Annotated in this window: 17 protein-coding genes and 1 pseudogene; 12 read left to right on the forward strand and 6 right to left on the reverse strand. The window is 62.4% G+C overall.

Features of this window, described 5'->3' with window-relative positions; all coding sequences use genetic code 11:
• The first annotated feature begins 13 nt into the window (after nucleotides 1–13).
• The 4 genes from CCS01_RS14415 to CCS01_RS36125 all read left to right on the forward strand — a co-directional run bounded on the left by CCS01_RS14415 (nucleotide 14) and on the right by CCS01_RS36125 (nucleotide 4,270).
• A complete protein-coding gene (locus CCS01_RS14415; RefSeq protein WP_104519505.1) occupies nucleotides 14–175 on the forward strand; it encodes an entericidin A/B family lipoprotein in 162 nt (53 codons plus the stop codon).
• Between the two features lie 185 nt (nucleotides 176–360).
• A complete protein-coding gene (locus CCS01_RS14420; RefSeq protein ID WP_204848278.1) occupies nucleotides 361–1,011 on the forward strand; it encodes a hypothetical protein in 651 nt (216 codons plus the stop codon).
• Between the two features lie 34 nt (nucleotides 1,012–1,045).
• On the forward strand, nucleotides 1,046–3,823 hold the full coding sequence (locus CCS01_RS14425) for a plasma-membrane proton-efflux P-type ATPase (RefSeq protein WP_239992162.1): 2,778 nt from the start codon (nucleotides 1,046–1,048) through the stop codon (nucleotides 3,821–3,823).
• 30 nt (nucleotides 3,824–3,853) lie between these two features.
• Nucleotides 3,854–4,270 carry a P-type ATPase gene (locus CCS01_RS36125; RefSeq protein WP_204848279.1) on the forward strand — a complete coding sequence of 139 codons (417 nt, stop codon included), beginning with the start codon at nucleotides 3,854–3,856 and terminating at the stop codon, nucleotides 4,268–4,270.
• Between the two features lie 139 nt (nucleotides 4,271–4,409).
• On the opposite strand, the gene CCS01_RS14435 is transcribed toward CCS01_RS36125, so the two are convergent.
• The 5 genes from CCS01_RS14435 to CCS01_RS14455 all read right to left on the reverse strand — a co-directional run bounded on the left by CCS01_RS14435 (nucleotide 4,410) and on the right by CCS01_RS14455 (nucleotide 13,250).
• Nucleotides 4,410–5,009: a histidine phosphatase family protein gene (locus CCS01_RS14435; protein WP_104519506.1), complete on the reverse strand. Its 600-nt coding sequence runs from the start codon at nucleotides 5,007–5,009 to the stop codon at nucleotides 4,410–4,412.
• A gap of 74 nt (nucleotides 5,010–5,083) precedes the next feature.
• Entirely contained in the window at nucleotides 5,084–7,501 is a 2,418-nt protein-coding gene (locus tag CCS01_RS14440; protein WP_104519507.1) for a phosphoketolase family protein, read from the reverse strand.
• Nucleotides 7,502–7,723: 222 nt separating this feature from the next.
• Entirely contained in the window at nucleotides 7,724–10,210 is a 2,487-nt protein-coding gene (locus CCS01_RS14445) for a glycoside hydrolase family 65 protein (RefSeq protein WP_104519508.1), read from the reverse strand.
• A complete protein-coding gene (locus CCS01_RS14450; RefSeq protein WP_104519509.1) occupies nucleotides 10,204–12,513 on the reverse strand; it encodes a glycoside hydrolase family 65 protein in 2,310 nt (769 codons plus the stop codon). The genes CCS01_RS14445 and CCS01_RS14450 overlap by 7 nt, the downstream gene beginning before the upstream one ends.
• Nucleotides 12,510–13,250: an HAD family hydrolase gene (locus CCS01_RS14455; RefSeq protein ID WP_104519510.1), complete on the reverse strand. Its 741-nt coding sequence runs from the start codon at nucleotides 13,248–13,250 to the stop codon at nucleotides 12,510–12,512. The genes CCS01_RS14450 and CCS01_RS14455 overlap by 4 nt, the downstream gene beginning before the upstream one ends.
• 517 nt (nucleotides 13,251–13,767) lie before the next feature.
• Between CCS01_RS14455 and CCS01_RS14460 the strand changes: the two genes are divergently transcribed.
• Both CCS01_RS14460 and CCS01_RS35220 read left to right on the forward strand, forming a co-directional pair.
• Complete coding sequence (locus CCS01_RS14460; protein WP_104519511.1) at nucleotides 13,768–14,835, forward strand: glycosyltransferase family 4 protein; 1,068 nt, start codon at nucleotides 13,768–13,770, stop codon at nucleotides 14,833–14,835.
• Nucleotides 14,836–14,875: 40 nt separating this feature from the next.
• A pseudogene (locus CCS01_RS35220) lies at nucleotides 14,876–15,103 on the forward strand (alpha-amylase family glycosyl hydrolase); the annotation flags it as partial.
• A gap of 32 nt (nucleotides 15,104–15,135) precedes the next feature.
• Here CCS01_RS35220 and CCS01_RS33715 read toward each other — a convergent pair.
• The gene (locus CCS01_RS33715) at nucleotides 15,136–15,417 is read right to left on the reverse strand and encodes a hypothetical protein (RefSeq protein ID WP_158258395.1); all 282 of its coding nucleotides are present in this window, start codon (nucleotides 15,415–15,417) and stop codon (nucleotides 15,136–15,138) included.
• A gap of 97 nt (nucleotides 15,418–15,514) precedes the next feature.
• On the opposite strand from CCS01_RS33715, the gene CCS01_RS35890 reads away from it, so the two are divergent.
• The 6 genes from CCS01_RS35890 to CCS01_RS14495 all read left to right on the forward strand — a co-directional run bounded on the left by CCS01_RS35890 (nucleotide 15,515) and on the right by CCS01_RS14495 (nucleotide 20,940).
• Entirely contained in the window at nucleotides 15,515–15,985 is a 471-nt protein-coding gene (locus CCS01_RS35890) for a transposase (RefSeq protein WP_104519512.1), read from the forward strand.
• Nucleotides 15,925–16,326 (forward strand): transposase, encoded by a 402-nt coding sequence (locus CCS01_RS35895; protein WP_158258396.1) that lies wholly within the window; start codon nucleotides 15,925–15,927, stop codon nucleotides 16,324–16,326. Before CCS01_RS35890 ends, CCS01_RS35895 begins: the two co-directional genes overlap by 61 nt.
• A 307-nt stretch (nucleotides 16,327–16,633) precedes the next feature.
• On the forward strand, nucleotides 16,634–18,805 hold the full coding sequence (gene glgX / locus CCS01_RS14480; RefSeq protein ID WP_104519514.1) for a glycogen debranching protein GlgX: 2,172 nt from the start codon (nucleotides 16,634–16,636) through the stop codon (nucleotides 18,803–18,805).
• A gap of 572 nt (nucleotides 18,806–19,377) precedes the next feature.
• Nucleotides 19,378–19,551, forward strand: a complete 174-nt coding sequence (locus CCS01_RS14485; RefSeq protein WP_338049981.1) for a CsbD family protein — start codon at nucleotides 19,378–19,380, stop codon at nucleotides 19,549–19,551.
• A gap of 824 nt (nucleotides 19,552–20,375) precedes the next feature.
• Entirely contained in the window at nucleotides 20,376–20,534 is a 159-nt protein-coding gene (locus tag CCS01_RS14490; protein WP_104519515.1) for a DUF3309 family protein, read from the forward strand.
• 238 nt (nucleotides 20,535–20,772) lie between these two features.
• Entirely contained in the window at nucleotides 20,773–20,940 is a 168-nt protein-coding gene (locus CCS01_RS14495) for a DUF3309 family protein (protein ID WP_104519516.1), read from the forward strand.
• The last annotated feature ends 157 nt before the right edge of the window (nucleotides 20,941–21,097 follow it).

Genomic DNA, 21,097 nt, shown 5'->3' on the forward strand with positions numbered 1-21,097 from the left:
AAAGGAGCCACAAATGCGTCGTATTATCTTGATAGCTCTCCTCAATCTCGTCCTGCTGTCCGGCGCAACCGGGCTGTTGAGCGCCTGCAACACAACGGCTGGCGTCGGCAAGGACGTGAGTGCCACAGGCCATGCGGTAACGAACACCGCCGATAAGGTGAAATCGGGCATGTAGCCGCTTTCCAATGACAGGACGTCCGATGGCGGCGAAGCATACGGCCGGCAGTGGCCACGTTTCCCCGTTCCCGGGCGCTACATGTGTCGTTCACGCGCAAACCTTGAGGATCCCGGCGAGCTTTCGTCTGATCGAATGCTTTCCGTGTCGCGGGGGCGGCTATTAAGATTGTGGGAGACTCTACAATGGATACCATTGAGCCAAAATATCCCGAGACAACCGGGGCAAAGGCAAGTCCTGCCCCCACGGTCGAAAAAACAGACCGAGCGCCCCGGATGGACCAGGTCGCTTCATTCGAGCCTCAGTCGGTCGCATTACGCTGGCTCCGGAACGACATACCGTATATCGCAATGCTGCTGCTCGCCCTGGCGGGCGTTGTTTTCAGGCTGCCGGTTATCTACTGGGTCATTCTGATCCCGGTCTTCGGCATAGTCTCAGTTGTCGCGGGTTGGCGTAATTTCGTCACGACCAAAGAACGTACCGGACTCGTCCGGCGTGTTGCGCTGGACTGGTGCGCCCTCCTGCTCGCCATCTACCTGCTCTACGACAGCGGCGTACAGGGAGTGATGAACCGCAACGCCACGTCGCTGGAGATGATGACCCTGCTGGCTCTTGGTACGTTCATCGCCGGCGTGCAGGCCAGCGTTTGGCAAATCTGTGCCGTCGGCGGGGTGTTGTTCCTGGCGGTTCCCGCTTTGGGCTGGCTTGATCAATCACCCCTGCTTTTGACGGCCGCGACGTGCGTGATCATCGCGCTCGGTGGTGTTGCATGGTGGGTCATTCAGGGGCGCCCACAGGTGGGAGGCCAAATCCCGTCCCCGACTTCGTCGCTATGAAGCGCTGCCCAGTCGGCGGCATGGAGGCTTTCTGATGGCACTCGCGACTGACGGCACCCCGGGCCTACCGGCAATCTCCGTCCATGGCGCCCTCGACACCATCGGCAGCGGACTCCAGGCGCTGGCCACCGCGTTGGCCGAACGCCTCATCGCCCTCCGAGAGGCCGCGACCGTTTTCCTGGACGGCATGATCCAGCACAAGGCCCTGATGACCACGGGCGTGGTGGCGGGGGCCGCGAGCGTAATCCTGGTGTTGCTCGTGATCAAGATTGTGCGGCATTCGATTGGCAACGGAACACCGCGAAGGCCCCGGGCGCCGCCGTCGCCTGCGGTCGAGACAAAGGATGACTTGCAGACGCTGCCGTTGCCGGAGTTGGAAAAAATCCTGGCGTCATCGCCGAACGGTCTGAGTGCATCCGAATCAGCGAAACGGCTGACGCAATATGGACCGAACGAGATCGAAAAGAAACGAACCAATGTCCTGCTGAAGATCCTGTCCTACTTCTGGGGCCCCATCCCGTGGATGATCGAAGTGGCGGTGATCCTGTCGGGCGTGGTTCGGCACTGGCCCGATTTTTCCATCATCCTCGTGCTTCTGGTCGCCAACGCCGCGGTTGGTTTCTTCGAAGAACGCCAGGCGGGCAACGCCATCGAAGCCCTGAAGGCCAAACTGGCGATCAAGGCTCGGGTGCGGCGCGACGGGACGTGGATCACACCGCCGGCGCGAGAACTGGTGCCGGGTGATGCAATCCGCTTGCGCCTCGGCGACATCGTGCCAGCCGACGCGCGCCTGCTGGACGGTGATGAGGTCTCCGTCGATCAGTCCGCGCTGACCGGTGAATCTTTGCCGACGACGCGTAAGACCGGTGACGCCGTGTTCTCCGGGTCAATCATACGCCGGGGCGAGGTCAATGCGCTGGTCTACGCGACGGGAGGGAAAACCTACTTCGGCAGGACAGCGGACCTGGTCCAGAGCGCCGCTACCGTCAGCCATTTTCAGAGGGCCGTCCTCCGGATTGGCAACTACCTGATCATGCTGGCGGTGGCCATGGTAGCGGTGATCATTGCCGCCGCGGTCTGGCATGGCGACCCGATCCTGACGACGTTGCAGTTTGCCCTGGTGTTGACAGTGGCGGCAATCCCCGTGGCAATGCCCACGGTTCTGTCGGTGACGATGGCGGTCGGTGCCCGTCTGCTCGCGAAGAAGCAGGCGATTGTCAGCAAACTGGTCGCGATAGAGGAACTGGCCGGCGTGGACGTGTTGTGTGCGGACAAGACCGGCACCCTGACGCAGAACAAGCTGACCTTGGGTGATCCGTTCTGCCTGGACAAAATCACTGTCGATCAACTCATCCTTGCCGGCGCGTTGGCCTCTCGGGCCGAGGACGACGTCATCGACCTCGCGGTCCTGGGAGGCCTGAGGAACAAGCAGGCGCTGAAGCCGTTTCAGGTCACGCACTTCATGCCGTTCGATCCGGTTCACAAACGGACCGAGGCCGCGGTCACGGGGGCGGATGGCAGCACATTCAAAGTGACGAAGGGGGCGCCTCAGGTCATCCTCGGCCTGTCGGCCAATGAAGCCGCCGTTAAGGCGGCAGTGGACAAAGCTGTCAACGACTTTGCTGCGCGCGGCTTTCGCGCGCTGGGTGTGGCGCGGGCGGATGGCGACGGGAAATGGCAGTTTCTTGGTATCTTGCCGCTGTTCGATCCCCCGCGAGACGACGCCAAAGCCACTGTCGCGACCGCGGCCACGATGGGCGTGAAGATCAAGATGGTGACAGGCGATGCCCTGGCGATCGCCCGGGAGACAGCCAGGACGCTGGGGATGGGCACGAATATTCTCGACGGCGCCACCCTGGGTGACGCCCGGACCGAAGAGACCGCTTCGGTCGCCCGGTCCATCGAGCAGGCCGACGGTTTTGCCCAGGTGTTCCCGGAGCACAAATTCCACATCGTGGATGTGCTGCAGAAACATGGCCATGCCGTGGGCATGACCGGGGACGGGGTGAATGACGCCCCGGCGCTGAAGAAGGCCGATTGCGGCTTTGCCGTTTCCGGCGCGACGGATGCGGCACGGGCGGCGGCCTCCATCGTGCTGGTGGCGCCAGGGCTAACCGTGCTGATCGACGCGATCAAGGAGAGCCGGAAGATCTTCCAGCGCATGAACAGCTACGCGATGTACCGCATCGCCGAGACGCTGCGCGTGTTGCTGTTCATGACGCTGGCGATCGTCGTCTTTAATTTCTATCCGCTGACGGCGATCATGATCGTGATGCTGGCGTTGCTGAATGACGGGGCGATTTTGTCCATCGCCTATGACAATGTCGTCTACAGGAACCAACCTGAGGCATGGAATATGCGGGTGGTTCTTGGCATCGCCACGGTGCTGGGACTCGTTGGTCCGATTGCCGCGTTCGGACTGTTTTTTCTCGGCGACCGCGTCCTGCACATCGACCGTCCGCAGATCCAGACCATGATGTACCTGCTGCTGTCGGTGGCCGGGCATCTGACGATCTTCCAGACGCGCACCCGCGGCGCGTGGTGGACGATACGCCCGGCGCCGATACTGTTGCTGGCAGTTGTCGGAACGCAGGTGGTGGCAACAGTGATTTGCGTCTCCGGCTTCCTTGTGGCCCCTCTCTGGTGGGGATGGGCAGCCATGGTTTGGGGCTATGCCCTGGCTTGGTTCCTGGTGACCGACCCTGTGAAACTGCTCGCGTATCGGCTGCTCGATCGAACCGGGGGAGGGGGCGAGGTTCCGACCACGCCGGTAACGGCCGGGTTCGAGCCGCAGGCGTTAGCGTCGCACTGACAATGAGACAGAACATGGGAACGACCGCCCATGCTCACGGGCGAACCGATACCGATCGAAGTCGGTGCGGGTGTGCAGCCTTATGCCGGGGCCCGGGTAAGACGCGGTGAGACGGTGGCGGAGGTCTCCGCGACCGGAGCACGCGCCAGGTTCGGCCGCACCGCGGAACTGGGGCGCACCGCCCGGGTCGTCAGGTCCCGGCAGAAGACAGTATTGCCTATCGTGCGCAATCTCGCCTGTTTCAGCGGCGCGGTCATTGTGATGCTGTTGGCCTATGCGTATTGGCTTGGGCTGCCCCTGGGCCGACATCATTCCGCTCATTTTGACCGCGGTCCTTGCATCGACTCCCGTAGCGCTGCCGGCGACGTTCACGCTCGCATCCGCGCTGGGCGCCCGTGCGCTGGCACGAAAGGGCGTCCTGCCGACGCGCCTGTCCGCGGTCAATGAAGCCGCGACAAGGATGTTGGAGGCCGCCGTCACGGACCCCGGCGGCGAGAGTCGCCGCACGTCGCGAAGGGCGTCTATGCCATCGTCATCGGCCTCGCCCGGGCTTCGCCGAGGGCGGCCGCGGCAGCCCGTTCGCCTGCTACGCTGGCGCCACGACGCATGACGGCACGACATTCCACAGCGTGATAACCCGCACGCCAGGGTGGCTGCGGCTATATCCAAGAATGCTCAAAGCCGCAGGGTCGAAGGTGAAATGCTGCCCTTCCATCACCGACAGGCCGATCCATCGCGACGCCAGGACACAGCCGAACTGGCCATGGAAGAATAGTGCGACGTTTCCATCCAACTCGCCAAGCCGACTGATAAGCCGATCGGCGCGGGCGGAAACCTGTGCTGTGGCTTCGCCACCGGGACAGCCGTCGCGAAAGATGTTCCAACCCGGGCGGCTTTGCAGAATGTCCTCGGAACGCCGCCCTTCGTAATCGCCGTAGTCCCATTCCGCCAGGTCCGGTTCGACGACGGCCGCCTGCCCCGGCATGGCCAGCTCACAGGTTCGCCGGGCGCGCTGCCGCGGGCTGGTCAATACATGTGCGAACGCAATACCGCGAAGGGCGGGACCGAGTTTGCGCACTTCGTCCTCGCCACGCTCGGTCAAGGGAATGTCCGAGCGCCCGGTGTGCCTGCCGGAGCGCGACCACTCGGTTTCGCCGTGACGGATCAGATAGAGCCGTAGGGCCATGCGCTATGACACCCGCGTTTTCGCCGTTGCGGTTGTCGCGTCTGGGACTTTGGCGGCGGCGTCGCGACGGTCGTTCATGCGCGACTGCCCCATTTCCAGTTCCGGATCTCCGGCAGGTCCTGGCCGTGTTTGTCGATGTAGACTTTGTGCTCGATCAGCTTGTCCCGAACAATTTGCTTCAGGTAGTCGCCCTTGCCGCCCAAGCCGGGGACGCGATCCACGACGTCCTGCACAAGATGGAAGCGGTCCAGATCGTTCTGCACCCGCATATCGAAGGCCGTCGTGATGGTCCCCTCCTCCTTGTAGCCCCGCACATGAAGGTCGCGGTTGGTTCGGCGATATGTCAGCCGATGCACCAGGGAGGCATAGCCGTGAAAGCCGAAAATAATGGGCTTGTCCCGGGTGAAGAGCGAGTCATAGTCCCGGTCACTCAGGCCATGCGGGTGCTCGCTCGCGGATTGCAGCCGCATCAGATCAACCACGTTGACAACGCGGATTTTCAGCTCCGGCAGAAGCTCTCGCAGGATCGACACTGCCGCCAGGATCTCCAGCGTCGGCGTATCGCCGCAGCACGCCATCACCACATCCGGCTCGCCGCCCTGATCGTTACTGGCCCATTGCCAGATGCCAAGGCCCTGGGTGCAGTGCAGGACGGCCTCATCCATGGTCAGCCATTGCGGCAGGGCATGTTTGCCGGCCACCACCACATTGACGTAATGACGGCTGCGCAGGCAGTGATCGAAGACCGAGAGCAGACAATTGGCGTCAGGCGGCAGGTAGACGCGGACGATATCAGCCTTCTTGTTGATGACATGGTCCAGGAAGCCGGGATCCTGGTGGGTGAACCCGTTGTGATCCTGCTGCCAGACATGGGACGCGAGCAGATAGTTCAATGATGCGATTTTCCGCCGCCACGGCAGTTCATTGGTCACTTTCAGCCATTTCGCATGCTGGCTGAACATCGAATCGATAATGCGAATGAACGCCTCATAGCTGTTGAACAGCCCGTGCCGCCCGGTCAGAAGATATCCTTCCAGCCAGCCTTCGCACTGATGCTCGCTGAGCATCGAGTCCAGCACTTGCCCGTCCGGCGCGAGAAATTCATCATTATCCTGGACCCGGGCCTCCCATTGCCGGTTGGTGACTTCGAAGACGGCGCCCAAAAGATTCGATAGCGTCTCGTCAGGGCCGAAGACGCGGAAGTTGCGTTCCGCCGCGTTCAGTTTGGCGGTGTCGCGCAGGAAGCCGCCCAGCACCATCGTGTCCTGTGCATCGACCGCCCCGGGCGACGGCACGGTGACCGCGTGAAGGTGAAAATCCGGCATCCGCAGGTCGCGCAACAAAATCCCGCCGTTGGCATGCGGATTGGCGCCCATACGCCGATTGCCCGCCGGCGCCATTTCGGCCAGCTCGGGGATCAGGCGACCACTGTCATCAAACAACTCGTCGGCCTTGTAGCTTTTCATCCAGCTTTCGAGGTGCGTGACATGTTCGGGATGGTCCGCATCCACGATCAGGGGCACCTGATGCGCCCTGAACGTGCCCTCGACCTTCAGGCCATCGACAAATTTCGGCCCCGTCCAACCCTTGGGCGATCTCAGAACGATCATCGGCCACCGCGGCCGGGCGGATTCGCTGCGAGTTCGGGCGTTTTCCCGGATCAGCCGGATGTCCGCAATGGCTTTGTCCAGCGTCGTGGCCATCAACCCGTGCATCGTGTCCGGGTCATCCCCTTCGACGAAATAGGGTGTCCAGCCGCAGCCCTGGAAGAAGTGTTCCAGTTCCCGATGCTCGATCCGCGACAGCACCGTGGGATTGCTGATCTTGTAGCCGTTCAAATGCAGGATCGGCAGCACGGCGCCGTCGGTGGCGGCGTTGAGAAACTTGTTGGAGTGCCACGCCGTCGCAAGCGGGCCGGTTTCCGCCTCGCCGTCGCCAACCACGCAGGCGACAATCAGATCGGGGTTGTCGAAGGCAGCCCCGAAGGCGTGGCTGAGGGAATATCCCAGTTCGCCACCTTCATGAATCGAACCCGGCGTGCTCGGCGCGACGTGGCTGGAAATGCCGCCCGGAAACGAGAACTGGGTGAACAGCTTTTTCAGCCCGGCTTCGTCCTGGCTGATGTTCGGGTAAACCTCGCTGTAGGTGCCTTCAAGGTAGGTGTTGCCGACGAGCGCCGGACCGCCATGACCGGGGCCGGCGATGTAGATCATATCGATATCGTGTTTCTTGATGACACGGTTCAGATGGACATAGATGAAGTTCTGACCCGGCGTTGTGCCCCAATGCCCGACGACCAGCGGTTTGACATGATCCAGCGTCAGCGGCTCGCGCAGCAGCGGATTGTCATAGAGGTAGATCTGTCCGACCGACAGGTAGTTGGCGGCGCGCCAATAGGCGTCCATCTTGCGCAACTCTTCTGAACCCGGGGCGGGCGAAAAGCCGGTGTCGTTGCCGATCCGGGACTCCGGCGTCGGAAGGGGACTGTCCATTTAAATAACTCCGGTTATATAACGAAATAAATTGGCTGCGTGCCGTGTGGTTAATATTCGGCAGCGGCAGGTTCCAACTCGTTACGATACGCCGCGGGTGCTGCCGCCCGGTCAAGATCCTCACTATAATGCGCCGCGATTCACCCGGAGTAGGTTCGGAAAATACTCATAATGCATTTCGGCGAAGCGCCGCGCGGAAACCCGGGCTTTCCGCCGGTTCGCTTATCCTTGCTCGATCGGGACTGGGTCGGGGTTCGGCTTACCGTTGTTTAACTGGAATACACGCGTGGTGCCGCTTGAGAACGCGTGGGTTGTACCGGCGACGGACAAGGAAATCGGCGCCGCGTCGAGATCTTCGCCCCGCAGCGAGAGGGCGTCGTGCGTGACGCGCAGATCGATCGAATGGCCTCGATAGCGGATGCGCATGTCGAGGCATTCTATTTCCGGCGGCAGTTCGGGATTGAACCGCAACACGTCGTCCTTGACCTCGATCCCTGTCGAGACGCGCAATACCTGGTCCACGGTACCCGCCATGGCGCCGAGGTGAACCCCTTCGGCCGTGGTTCCATGCTGGATGTCGGATACGTCGCTTTGCAGCGCCTCGGCAAAGAAGGTCATCGCACTCGGCCGATCGGCACGCGCCAGGACCCAGGCGTAGACGACACGGCAGAGGGTGGAGCCGTGCGACGTGCGTGCGGCATAATACATGACATTCTTCGGAATTGTATCGTAGGCGAGCGGATAACCCAGCCGCCCGAACAGCTCCCCAAGTTCCTCGGAGGAAAACAAATAGAACAGCATCACAAGATCAGCTTGTTTCGATGCCTTGTAGCGGTTAGGACTGTCATTCTCCGCCTCCAGGATCAGATCGAGGCGCTGGATATTGCCGTACCGTGTTCGGTATTTCTGCCAGTCGAGTTCCTGCAGCATGCCGTAGCCCTCGAACTGGCTGATGATGCCATCGTCATGAAACGGAACGTACATTCGCCTGCTGACGTCGTCCCAACGGGCGATGTCGTCCGATGTTATGCCGAGCCGCGCCATGAGTTCAGTACGGCGGGTGCCGGCTAACAGGTCCAGCACGTCCATGGTGCGGCATAGCACCCACACGGCCATGACATTCGTATAGGCATTGTTGTTCAGTCCGGGAGCCGCCGCATCCGGATCGGCGTCGTGGAATTCATCGGGCCCCATGACGCCACTAATTTCGTAGCGTCCACGTTCGGCATTGAACCTGGCGATCGAGGACCAGAAGCAGGCGATCTCAAGCATCAGTTCGGCGCCGTAGAACTGCAGAAATTCGATGTCGCGGGTGACCTGGAAATACTGCCAGACATTGTAAGCGATCGCGCTTCCCACGTGACGCTGAAGATAGGAGTTATCGGGCACCCAGCGGTTCGAGCGCGGGTTGAGGTTGAACGTATCCGTCTCCTCCTGGCCGTCGCTACCGCTCTGCCATGGAAACATCGCGCCCTTGTAGCCGGCGGCGCGGGCGGCAACGCGGGCTTCGCCAAGGCGCCGGTAGCGGTAGGTCAGAAGGGCGCGGGTAATCTCCGGCAGGCGATAGTTGAAGAACGGGAAGATGAACAACTCATCCCAGAAAATATGGCCCTGGTACGCCTCCCCGGTCCAGCCGCGCGCGGGCACGCCGATGTCGAGGCCGATGGAATGCAGCGAAATGGTCTGCAGCAGGTGGAACATGTTCAGCCGAAGCAGCATCGGGATGTTCAGCTTGAACTCCGCGCCCGCGTGCTTGATACGCACGTCGAAGCGATGCCACAAATGGTCCCAGATCAACTCATGATCCGCCCTGACTGCGTCGAAGCGGCCAGCGCGTGCGACGGCCTTGCGCGCTGCCAGCCCGCATTCCGAGATCGCGTTGTCGCGTGAGGTATAGACGGCGGCCAGCTTCTCCACCGTCACCACATCGCCTTGCTCCAGGACGATCGTCTGTTCCTGGCCGATATAGCCTTGCTCCTCGATGGCGGTGCGCTGCCCCTCGATCCGGCGGCCGTTGGTGAACATCTGCATCCGGGCCGCCTCGGCGACACCGAGTTGCGACTGGGAGGTGCGCGCCATCAGAAAGACGGTATCCTCGCCAACAATCTCGCCTGTCAGCTCCTCCAGGTGTACGCCGTTGAATTTTTGATATAGCTTCGCGCCAGCGTTGACGATCCGCCCGTCGATCCCCGAGCGGATTGTCACCGGTCCCGACCAGTTCTCGGCCATCAGCGTGAGCTGCAGCGCCCCGAGATGCATGTCGGACATCGACACAAGCCGTTGCTCCTGCAACAGGCTTCGTCGCCGCATAGTGTCCTCGAAGCGTATGGCAAGGCACAGGATGCCGCGCCGCAGATCGAGTTCCTGGCGATAGGATAAGATCGTAACCGAGCGAACATCGAACCAGGCCCCGCCGGCGATCCGAAACTGCAGCGAGAGCCAGTTAGGAAAATTGACAAGATCTTCGTTCTCCACGACCCGGCCCGCAATATCCGTTTTCAGCCGGTTATAGCCGCCGGCCACATAGGTTCCCGGATAGTGCACGCCGTCCGCCACCGCCCCGCAGGCGGCCGCGCGCGTGGCGAAATAGCCGTTACCCAGAGTGCAGAGGGCTTCCCGGATGCCCTCCTTGTCCGGCTCGAACCCGTCGAATACCAGCGACCATACGGAACCGGGCTGCGCCGGCAGGCTTCCTGTGCTGGTTAGCATGAAGCTGCACCGGGTTTGCGGAACCGGACCGCGAGCATCGCAGCACGACCTAGCGGGTGCGGATCGCCGCCAACGGTCAGTGCCATCGGCTCGCCTGCTTCCAGCGTCGCCTCGACGCTCTGGTTGGCCTGGTCTATGGCGATTTTGAGGTGCCGGCCACGCCACTGAATCCTGAAGACCATACTGTCCCAGCCAGCCGGCAATCGGGGATCGATGGCGATGCCGTCGTTTCGTAACGTCAACCCCGCGAAGCCGAACACCGCCAGCATCCAGATCCCGCCGAGAGCTGCTATATGAATCCCGCCGTCAGCCGCCACATGTGTTTCCGCGAGATCGATCGCGGCGGTTTGGCGAAGGTAACGCAGCGCCATTTCGGCATCACCCAGCCGGGCGGCCACCAGCCCGTGCATCGCCGGGCTCAATGAACTGCCGTGACTGCAACGAGGCTCATAGTAGCGAAAGTTCGTCTCTGCCGCCGCGCCGGCAAATTCTTCCGGGAGCAGGCCCAGCAGGGCCACGACATCGGACTGTTTGACCACCTGCGATGCTTGCGTCCGCTCGCGCCCCAGCACCACGTCCATCGGCACCGAGCGCCCTGCGTAATGAGACAGATCGATGTCCTCCAGCGCGAAATAACCCGAGAACTGCTCGAACAGTCCCGTTTCCGGATCGCGGCCGATGGCGATCGTTTCGGCGACATCCAGCCATTGCGCCAGCTCGGCATCCTCCAGGCCGAGATGCCGCGCGAGGCTGATCCACCGCACGGGCCAATGTTCGCGCAACAAGGCAGCGATATCCAGCGCGCGGCGGATGTTCCAACGCGCCATGACGTTCGTATAGGCATTGTCATCGACATGCTCGTGATATTCGTCCGGTCCGATGACACCGCGAATATGGCATCGTCCGTCGGCTTCTCGTTGCGCCCGGCTGGCCCAGAAGCGCCCGGTTTCGAGCAGGATCTCGGCGCCGGCCTCCAGCAGGAAAGCGTCGTCTCCGGTCGCCTGCCAGTATTGCCAGACCGCGTATGCCACGTCGGCGCTGATATGCTGTTCCAGCTTTCCGCACAGGATGGCGATGACCCGATGATCCGGACCGATGACCTGCTCCGGCGTCACGTCCGCGCCGGTATCGGCGGACTCCCACGGATACAGCGCGCCGCGCCAGCCCATTGCGGCGGCCTTCGCCCTTGCGCCGTTCAGCAGGTGAAAGCGATACATCAGCAGCGTCCGTGCCGCTTCCGGCCAGGTCAGGATATAGAACGGCAGCAGGAAGATCTCGGTGTCCCAGAAAACGTGGCCGTGGTAATTGTCGCCGGTCAGCGCGCGGGCGCCGATGGAAACCCGCTCATCAGCCGGGTTGGCCGCACCGTTCAGATGGTAGAGGGCGAACCGCAACATGCGCTGCGCCTTCGCGTCGCCATCGACCTCGACATCGCTGTTGTGCCATCGCCGACCCCAGGCCGCCTTATGCGCCGCAACGACGTCTTGCCAACCGACGTGCCGGGCAGAGCCAAGCTTGTCGCGGGCTTCCGGGCCTGGATCCAGGTCCGGTGCGTCGCTGCGCACGACGGCAACGAAACGCTGGAACGTTGCGATTTGTCCCGGGCGGGTTTTCCAATTCCAGGACCAGGTCAGCGGACCCCGGGCCGCGGGCTCCAGATCGCGCCCGTCGATCTGCAGCGACGACGTGGTCGCCATGGCAAGGCGTTTCCCCGAATGCCGCGTTCGCCACGTGCCGAGGTCCTGATCGAGACGATCGATGACCAGCCCGAGTTCCACGCCCTCGAACGAGGCTTCGACGGCGACATCGACCTCCCCCTGTTCGATCTCCATCTGGATCAGTTGCAGCCCGAGCGCTCGGTCGCTGATTGATGCAAGGCGCAGGGTTCGCACCTGAATGCCCAGGTCCGGTGAGTCGAAGTGGCGGCCTGCGCTGAACAATGCGCCCTGCCTCACGTCGAGCGTCATGTGATGCGACGACATATCACCGGGATGATGCAGCAACGGACCGCCGGCCATCATGATGCGAAATCGTAACCAGTCGGCGGCGGGGACGAGTCCGGTGGTGGCGTGCTCGGTCCCGGAGGTGTCGAACAGGCCGGCCACATAGGTTCGCGCGGGAACAATCCAACGCTGACCGCGGCTTGTCGCTCGGGCGCCGCGTATACCCAGGAAACCGTTGCTGATCGCGAAGCGCGACTCAACGCTGTTTTCAAGCAGCGGATCGTAACCATCCAGGCAGAAGGTCCAACCGGGATCAGCCCCGGGACCGGGGATACCGGCCTTCATCTCCGGCCCGGTCATGCCGCCACCCGGCACAGCCGGTGGTGTGCCAGTTCATCGAGAGCGATGCCATCAAGGCTGTTGACCACGACGTCGGCGCCCGCCATGTGGAGGCTGGCCGCGTCGCTATGCCGGGCAACACCAAGCGCGGCCATTTTTCCCGCGCGGGCGGCCGCGATGCCGGCGGGGGCGTCCTCGGCGACGAAACAGAAAGTCGGTTCGACATGCAGTTCCGCGGCCAGCAGGAAAATCGCCGGGTCGGGCTTGCCCCGCGGCAAGTCGCGCCCGCAGACATTGGCACTGAACACGTCAAGCAGATTCTGGCCGGAGTCGAGGTGGATCAGCTGCATCATTCCATTGGCGTTCCTGGACGAGGACGCGACTGCCATCGGCCAACCCAGCGCCGCCAGCGCCTGAACGAAACGAAGTGCATCCGGGAAGCCCGCGATGCTGCCCGCTTCGATCAACGCCTCAAGCCGCTTCTGCTTGCGCTCCGCATACGGGGCAGCCTGCCGCCCGGCGTCCGGTACGCCAAGTGCTTCAAGGGCAGCGCGGGCTCCCATCAGGCGGGGCTTGCCCGCGACGGCGCGCTGGTACATGGCGGTGGTGAAACGTTCAGCGTCAGCCAGGCCATTCAGCGCTTCGCGCCAGGCGCGTTCATGCGGCGATGCGAGTAAGACGCCGTCAACGTCCAAAATCGCCGCCTTCAACGCCCCAAGTTGGTTGTATCGCGGCGCGAGTAAGTCATGGACTGTCATACGCCTACACCTTGCTGTTTAACCGGACTCTGTTTCGGTAGGGCCGGCGCGGTAGTCTGGCGGCCTGGTAAACCGGCATTCCCTCGGGATCCGGATTTCCATCCGATTTTGAGGCGCTGCTGCCACTGTCGCATATCTGGCGGCCGATCCATGCACCGCCCGCTGGCGCCATCTTAGCGGGCAGGCGTCATGACAGGACAGGTTCGGAAACTACTCACGCCCGGGAACCGGGTCTGCAACGACCAACGGGCCCCGAGAAGCGCCAGTCCCCGTGACCCCGTCGTAGCGGCAACCGCATAGGGGTTTTCCGAAGCTACCGCCGCACCATCGGCGACCGGTATGATCGGGGATCACTTTAAAACTTGCTGTCCAGGCTGCCGGGCGGCCGTCGAAGGTTCGGCGCGCGGTCACCCTGCGCGGAACGCGTACAGGGTGTGAATCGCGCGATCAAACAAAGGGCCAGAGCATTTCGGCCTGCACGTTCAGGCTGAAAAAGCTCTGGCGGGAGCCCCTGACCATGCGCATCGCCCAGATCGCTCCGTTATACGAAGCGGTTCCGCCAAAGCTATACGGTGGGACGGAACGGGTCGTTTCGTTCCTTACCGAGGAGCTCGTCGCGCTCGGCCACAACGTTACCTTGTTCGCGAGTGGAGATTCGGTCACCGCGGCCGAGCTCGAGTCGGTCATACCGCGGGCACTGCGGCTGGATCCGTCGATCCGCGACCTGCTCGCACCCCAGATGCTGCTGATGGAAGCCGTCCGCAGGCGCGCGGACGAGTTCGATATCCTGCACTTCCATTTGGACTACCTGCCGTTCAGCCTGTTCAGTCGGCAGCAAACACCGTTCGTGACGACGTTGCATGGCCGGCTCGATCTTCCCGAGTTGAAGCCGATGTTCAAAGCGTTCCCGGACGTTTCTGTCGTCAGCATCTCGGACAGCCAGCGCGAGCCACTGCCGGGTGCGCGCTACGTTGGGACCGTCCACCATGGCTTGCCCGCGGGGCTGCTGCTACCGCAACAGCGGGCGAAGCCGGACTATCTCGCCTTCCTCGGCCGTATCGCGCCGGAAAAAGGGCCCGACAGCGCCATCCGCATTGCGCGGGCCTGCGGGATCCCGCTCAAGATCGCGGCGAAGGTGGACCGGGCGGACCAATCCTGGTTCGACGCTGTCATTCGCCCGCTGCTGCAAGACGGCGGCGTCGAGATGGTGGGCGAGATCTCCGACGACCGGAAGGCGGCCTTTCTGTCCGGTGCGGTTGCGCTGCTGATGCCGATTGCCTGGCCGGAACCGTTCGGCCTGGTGATGATCGAGGCGATGGCTTGCGGCACGCCGGTTATCGCCTTCAACCGCGGCTCGGTGCCAGAGATCATTGACGATGGCGTTTCCGGCTACATCGTCGAGGACGAAGCCGGGGCGATTGCCGCCGTTTCGAGCTTGGTTCGTTTGTCGCGAAACACTGTGCGAGCGAGTTTCATGGCGCGATTTACCGCTCGGCGGATGGCCCAGGATTACCTCACGATCTACCGCAAACTCGCTCGGCAGCATGGCGCGGCGGACGTGGCCCTGGCGCAGGCGGCAGATTGAACCGCGGCAAGTTGCCCCCATCTCGACCCGATCAAGCGGGCGCGGCCTACGCAATTATTGGGGCTATAACACCATCGGGTTCTTCGCGCCGCATCTCGAATATCGCGGAGCAGAGGCGCTCGGAGGGTTCAAGGGATTCGTACAGTAAATACACGACGCCGGCATCGAGGTCATCCTTGACGTTGTCTACAACCATACTGCCGAAGGCAACCAGTTGGGGCCGACCCTCCGCTTTCGGGGAATTGACAACAAATCCTATTACTTTCTAAACTCGACTTTCCGCCCCTCATTTCTTGACGCTCATATCAGCGCCCAGAAGACGGCCTCGGCGGCGATGAAGCGGAGGGCCTGGTCGAGCGGCAGGATGGTGCGGCCGAATGGGCCGGTGGGTGACCAGCGGTCGGTCCGCAGCGACCAGTAGAGCACCTCGACATGTTCGTCGTCGGTGTCGGGGCGCAGGCGCGCCGCCGGCGCACCTGTGGCGGCATGGGTGAGCGTGTAGCCGCGATTGCGGCGTTCGGCGCGCACGGCGCCTTGCGGGAAGGAGAAGCGCTCGATGCGCCGGATGATCGCGTCGGTCATGCCGACATCACCATAACCCGTACGGTGGTTGCACATCGCCACAGCGGGTACACAGCGGTGTGAATGGCGGCAGCGGCATCCTGCGCGTTTCCCGCCGATGACACCTGATCGTCGCCCCACGCCCGCCTGCTCGCTTCCCGCTGTCCCTGTGCCGCCGGTGCTGGCCGCTTGGTTGGTGCTGGTCACCGGCGCGATACTGGCGCCGGGGCAGCGCACCGTCAGCGCCGCGCTGCGGGTGATGGGGCTGGCGGATCGGCCAGGTTTCGGCCGCTACCACGAGGTGCTGAGTGAGGCGCGCTGGGATGCCCGCGCGCTGGCGCGCAAACTGCTGCTGCACCTGCTCGAGGTGCTGCTGCCCGAAGGCCAGCTGGTGATCGTCCCCGACGACAGCATCGAGCGGCGCTGGGGCCCCACATCCGCGACCGCGGCATCTATCGCGATCCGGTGCGCTCCTCGCGCGGCTTCTTCGTCAAAACCAGCGGCCTGCGCTGGCTGTCGCTGGCGCTGGTGCTGCCGATCCCATGGGCGAAGCGCCGCTGGGCGAAGCTGGAAGGTTCCACCGGCCTAGCCGGTGGAATGCCAGATGAGGGGCTGCCGTTCCTGACCATCCTCGCGCCCTCGCAGCGCACCAACGCCGAGCGCGGCCGGCACCACAAACCGCTGACCCGCTGGGCCATCCAGGCGATCCTGCAAACCCGGCGCTGGTTGCCCGACCGCGCCATCACCATTGTCGGCGACAGCAGCTTCGCCTGCCTCGAGTTGATAGCCGCGGTGCGCCGCCACGTCCGCCTGATCACCCGCTTGCGGCTGGATGCCAACCTGTTCGACGCCGATATACTTGCTGCGGTTCGCATGCGCCTGTGGTGGCCAGAGGAATTTGTCACGTCCAGGTCAGGCAAGGAGACATGAAAATCCCAACCGCGCTGTCCGAACGCTTGATTGATGCTTTCTGCTATGCCGCGTGACGGCCAAAGTCGAGCTAAGGAAGTATCCTCGATCCGATAAGGAGCAGCCCCAACGGGCACCGTCAAGTTGAGCGGCCCTTCCGCTATTCCATCGAACGACGAGTTGACGGTGTCACGGCTCAGTCAGACATTGGCGTCGACCCCTGATCTACCGGCCGTTCGAGAGACCTATACCTACCACATACGCCGGGGGGTCCCTGCTTTTCAGTCAATAAGACAATTTAGCTTAACTCCCGCCAGGAAAATCACAGATGAGCGCATCTGACCTTCGCGTATGGCCCGGCCGACCTGGTCCGATCGGCGCGACATGGGACGGTTCGGGTACGAACTTCGCGCTGTTCTCGGCACACGCCGAAAAGGTCGAGCTTTGTCTGTTCGATGGCGGTGGCAAGAGCGAAATCGCACGGATCCGACTGCCGGAATACACGCACGAGATCTGGCACGGTTACCTGCCGGATGTGCGGCCGGGTCAACTCTATGGTTATCGGGTATACGGACCGTACGCGCCCGAGGCAGGCCATCGCTTCAACCATCACAAATTGCTGATCGACCCTTATGCCAAGGCGCTCGTCGGTGCGCTCGAATGGAACGACGCCCTGTTCGGTTACAAGGTTGGCGACGACGCGAAGGACTTGTCCTTCGACGATCGCGACAGCGCCTCTTTCGTTCCGAAATGCCAAGTGGTCGACTCCGCCTTCACGTGGGGACGGCGGCCGGATCAACGCCCGTGGCACGAAACCGTCATCTACGAATTGCACGTGAAGGGGTACACGATGCGTCACCCTGAGGTCGGAGAGGGCGTGCGCGGCACGTTCGCCGGCCTTGCCGCGGCACCGGTCGTGGCATATTTGCGCGACCTCGGCATTACCGCGGTCGAGCTCCTCCCGATCCATGCGTTTATCCATGACCGCCATCTGATTGAGCGCGGCCTACGCAACTATTGGGGCTATAACACCATCGGGTTCTTCGCGCCGCATCCCGAATATCTGGGAACAGAGGGGCTCGGAGGGTTCAAGGCGTTCGTACAGCAAATACACGACGCCGGCATCGAGGTCATCCTTGACGTTGTCTACAACCATACTGCCGAAGGCAACCAGTTGGGGCCGACCCTCAGTTTTCGGGGAATTGACAACAAATCCTATTACTTTCTGAAGCCCGGGGCGGAGCGGTACTACAGCGATTTCACGGGCACAGGGAACGCGCTCGAACTTCGCCATCCCTATGTGCTGCGCATGGTAATGGACAGCTTGCGTTACTGGGTCCATGAAATGGGTGTGGACGGTTTCCGCTTCGATCTCGCCACAACTCTCGCGCGCGTCAATGGCGAGTTTACCGAGAATGCTGGCTTCCTTGACGCCATGGCACAGGACCCCTCGCTGTCGGCGGTCAAGCTGATCGCCGAGCCCTGGGATACTGGCACGGGCGGATACCAGCTCGGCAACTTCCCGCCGGGCTGGGCGGAGTGGAACGACCAGTATCGGGACACCGTTCGCAGGCTCTGGAAGGGTGACGAGGGCCTCCTGCCAGTCCTCGCCTCACGGTTTTCGGGATCAGCCGACATCCATGATCGACGCGGGCGCCGTCCCTGGGCCAGCATCAACTTCGTCACCGCCCATGATGGGTTCACGCTGCGCGACCTCGTGAGCTACAATGAGAAGCACAACGACGCGAACAACGAGGACAACCACGACGGGTCCGACAACAATAACAGCTGGAATTGCGGCGCCGAAGGGCCGACCGACGACCCCGAGGTTGTGGCGCTTCGCAAGCGGCAAATGCGCAATTTCCTGGCAACACTGCTGCTGTCGCAGGGGGTTCCCATGCTCCTCGGCGGCGACGAGTTCGGCCGAAGCCAGGGCGGCAACAGCAACGCGTACTGCCAGGACAGCGTAATCAGCTGGTTCGACTGGGAGGGCATGGGCCAGGAAGGCAAAGCGCTGCTCTCCTTCGCCCGCAAGCTCATTGCGCTTCGGCGCGCGCATATTGTCTTCCACCGCCACCGGTTCTTCCACGGCGAGACCATTCCTGGCACCGAGGTCAAGGATGTCGTCTGGCTTCGCCCGGATGGTGCAGAGATGTCCGAGACGGACTGGGGAAACGCCCAAGCAAAGGCGCTTGCGGTGCGGTTGAGCGGTGAGCCCGGGCACATGCATCTGACCGAGCGTGGGGAGCAGGAACCGGATAACACGTTCCTCATTCTCCTGAATGCCTCTCATGATGCCGTGACATTCCGGATTCCGGCGGATCCAGCCGGCACAAGCTGGAACGTGGTGGTGGATACCGCTGCCGAGACGGACGAGGAGACGGGGCGGACACTTGCGGCCGGCGTCGAAGCTTTGGTCATCGCAAATTCCTTCTGCCTCCTTATGGTGCACACCCCAGTGGCGGGACCAGTTCAGGGCGACCGAGGGAGCGGGTTGTGACAAGAAGGTCTTGGCGTTCCCATCGGCGCAGAAGTCGCACCGGCGCGTCGGCTATGCGCTCAAAACGCAGCCGAACCCACATCATCAACCTCTGATCCGTGCAACAACGCCGCGTTCACCCTCGACCTGATCTTGCATAAAGACGCCATGTCTGGGCTCCCGTGGAGCCTCATAGGTCTGAGTATTTTCCGAATCTGGCGCGATGTCGCGCCCCCGTGCATCATCCGGCTATCCGGTCGGATCGAACAGTCACATACTGCGAGGCTGCAGCAGACCGGCGGGCTACCAGGTTCGGGTGAGCGTCTGGACCAGCGTCGGCTCTCATTGCTGAAGGCAAAGCCGCTGCGAACCATGTAATAGGCGCCTATGACACAGTCTTGATTGATCCCGGATCTCCTAGGAGTTCGGACCCTTGATACGACGGCCTATGCGAGCACCAACGCGGTCCACGACCAGACGCATGACCTGAAATACGCCCAGAGGCCCGTCGTGGTCGGTTGGTACGCACCATCCCGCGGCTGTTGGCCGCGTGACTCGCCCGAATAGGGCATCAACAAGCGGAGAGACAAGAAATGATTGACAAAGATCGGATAGCCGGGTCGGCCAAGCAGGTCGAGGGCACCGTCAAGGAAGCGGTCGGAAAGGTTATCGGCGACGCAAAGCTGGTCGCTGACGGGAAAAGTGAGAAGGTCGAGGGCAAGATCCAGAACACCGTCGGCGGGATCAAGGACGCGCTGAAGGAGTGATGACTGCCGAAGCCGTCAGGGGCAGGACAATCTGCCTGCCCATCCGGCTCCGGCCTGCATCGTTACTGGGTTCAACGAACTCGTCGTCCAACATTCACGCGGACTCCTGGCGGCGTCGTCCGCGGCAGGCGTTACGAGGCCGGAATTGCTCCAGCCAGAAGCCGCGCCTGCCGGGATCGGCAAGAGCTGAGGAACGAGCCTGACAAGCAAGGAGACATAGTAACATGTTACAGCTTATTTTTCCGGTGGCCATGGTCGGCATTGTCTGGTACCTCGGCATTTGGCCCTTCAACCGTAGCTACGCCTATCTTCCGAAGTACACTGACATTGGGACCAAGAAAACGGAAGTCCCCCCGCCGCCCATGTGAATGGGAGACCTCGTGCGCGGACGATTCCCGTGAGAGAAATACTTGATGAACCAGCAATAGACGGTTGAGCATCGGCCGGGCGCCGCGGAGCGACCGCCAGAGTTTCTGGGACCAGGGCGCAGCCGCGGCGCCCATCCATTGCGACCTCGTCCCGGCGGCAGCATAGTGTTTGCTGGAAGGCGAAGCGTTGTGTTGGTCGCTGAGGCTTATACCAGGGAGCAGGTTTCAGCGCGCGTTTCCTGTTGTTCAACCGATCTGTTGCTGATCTGAGTAGTTTCCGAGTCTACCGGCATCGCAGGACGCCGGAGTCTCTTGCGGCCAGGTCGAAATCCACCGCTGCTGCAAGAGCGTGAACAGATAGCGGCCATGGGTTCGCGGCGGACATCGAGCCGACTGCATTGTTCACAAGGCTGCCGGACCGGTCGTCGTCCGGCACGCGTCTCCGGAGGCTCTACCATGAATCTTGGCACAATTCTATTGATCGTTCTGGTTCTGATGCTGATCGGCGTGCTCCCGACCTGGTCGCACAGTGCACACTGGGGCTACTTCCCGAGCGGCGGGCTGGGCCTGATCATCATCCTTGTCATTGTCCTCGTGGTTACTGGGCGAATTTAGCCCGCACCCCGCAAACTCAGAGAGTATTAAAATGCGATACCATAACAAAATGCCGACAGTCGCGCTGCTGGCAGCCTGCCATACCACTGCGGAGACCTCGGCGACCGGACAGGTCATCGAAAAGTCCGCGAAGAAGGCGGTCCCCTGAGGCAGCGGCATAATGCCTGAGCGCCCTGGGCAATCATCCCGAAAAACTCAATGCTCCGACAATATCGCAGAGCTTTCATGAAGGTGTGCCATGAGCACCATTCTAATCATCGTCGTGCTGATCTTGCTGTTCGGTGGGGGCGGCGGCTATTACGGCTACAACCGCTACGGTGGGGCGGGACTGGGCGGCGTGCTCAGCCTCGTGCTGGTCGTGTTGCTGGTGCTGTGGCTGCTCGGCGCACTCGGCATCCAGTCCTGATCGCGGTGGAGGGTGAACGCACATTACGTTCACCTGACCGCGTAATCGGTTCCACGGATCAAGAGTCAGGATGGATCGATTTCATATCGGAACGCTCTCGGCCCCTGCCTGCCCCTGCTGCCGGCTGTTCCGGCCCGGCACGGCCTGATCCGGCCTG

Origin of the sequence: Rhodopila globiformis, from assembly GCF_002937115.1 — a bacterium.
GTDB classification, from domain to species: domain Bacteria; phylum Pseudomonadota; class Alphaproteobacteria; order Acetobacterales; family Acetobacteraceae; genus Rhodopila; species Rhodopila globiformis.

What these genes read in the sequence shown, in the direction of transcription:
- CCS01_RS14415 (WP_104519505.1), top strand. Translation starts at nt 14, where the DNA reads ATGCGTCGTATTATCTTGATAGCTCTCCTCAATCTCGTCCTGCTGTCC.
- CCS01_RS14420 (WP_204848278.1), top strand. Translation starts at nt 361, where the DNA reads ATGGATACCATTGAGCCAAAATATCCCGAGACAACCGGGGCAAAGGCA.
- CCS01_RS14425 (WP_239992162.1), top strand. Translation starts at nt 1,046, where the DNA reads ATGGCACTCGCGACTGACGGCACCCCGGGCCTACCGGCAATCTCCGTC.
- CCS01_RS36125 (WP_204848279.1), top strand. Translation starts at nt 3,854, where the DNA reads ATGCTCACGGGCGAACCGATACCGATCGAAGTCGGTGCGGGTGTGCAG.
- CCS01_RS14435 (WP_104519506.1), bottom strand. Translation starts at nt 5,009, where the DNA reads ATGGCCCTACGGCTCTATCTGATCCGTCACGGCGAAACCGAGTGGTCG.
- CCS01_RS14440 (WP_104519507.1), bottom strand. Translation starts at nt 7,501, where the DNA reads ATGGACAGTCCCCTTCCGACGCCGGAGTCCCGGATCGGCAACGACACC.
- CCS01_RS14445 (WP_104519508.1), bottom strand. Translation starts at nt 10,210, where the DNA reads ATGCTAACCAGCACAGGAAGCCTGCCGGCGCAGCCCGGTTCCGTATGG.
- CCS01_RS14450 (WP_104519509.1), bottom strand. Translation starts at nt 12,513, where the DNA reads ATGACCGGGCCGGAGATGAAGGCCGGTATCCCCGGTCCCGGGGCTGAT.
- CCS01_RS14455 (WP_104519510.1), bottom strand. Translation starts at nt 13,250, where the DNA reads ATGACAGTCCATGACTTACTCGCGCCGCGATACAACCAACTTGGGGCG.
- CCS01_RS14460 (WP_104519511.1), top strand. Translation starts at nt 13,768, where the DNA reads ATGCGCATCGCCCAGATCGCTCCGTTATACGAAGCGGTTCCGCCAAAG.
- CCS01_RS33715 (WP_158258395.1), bottom strand. Translation starts at nt 15,417, where the DNA reads ATGACCGACGCGATCATCCGGCGCATCGAGCGCTTCTCCTTCCCGCAA.
- CCS01_RS35890 (WP_104519512.1), top strand. Translation starts at nt 15,515, where the DNA reads ATGACACCTGATCGTCGCCCCACGCCCGCCTGCTCGCTTCCCGCTGTC.
- glgX (WP_104519514.1), top strand. Translation starts at nt 16,634, where the DNA reads ATGAGCGCATCTGACCTTCGCGTATGGCCCGGCCGACCTGGTCCGATC.
- CCS01_RS14485 (WP_338049981.1), top strand. Translation starts at nt 19,378, where the DNA reads ATGATTGACAAAGATCGGATAGCCGGGTCGGCCAAGCAGGTCGAGGGC.
- CCS01_RS14490 (WP_104519515.1), top strand. Translation starts at nt 20,376, where the DNA reads ATGAATCTTGGCACAATTCTATTGATCGTTCTGGTTCTGATGCTGATC.
- CCS01_RS14495 (WP_104519516.1), top strand. Translation starts at nt 20,773, where the DNA reads ATGAGCACCATTCTAATCATCGTCGTGCTGATCTTGCTGTTCGGTGGG.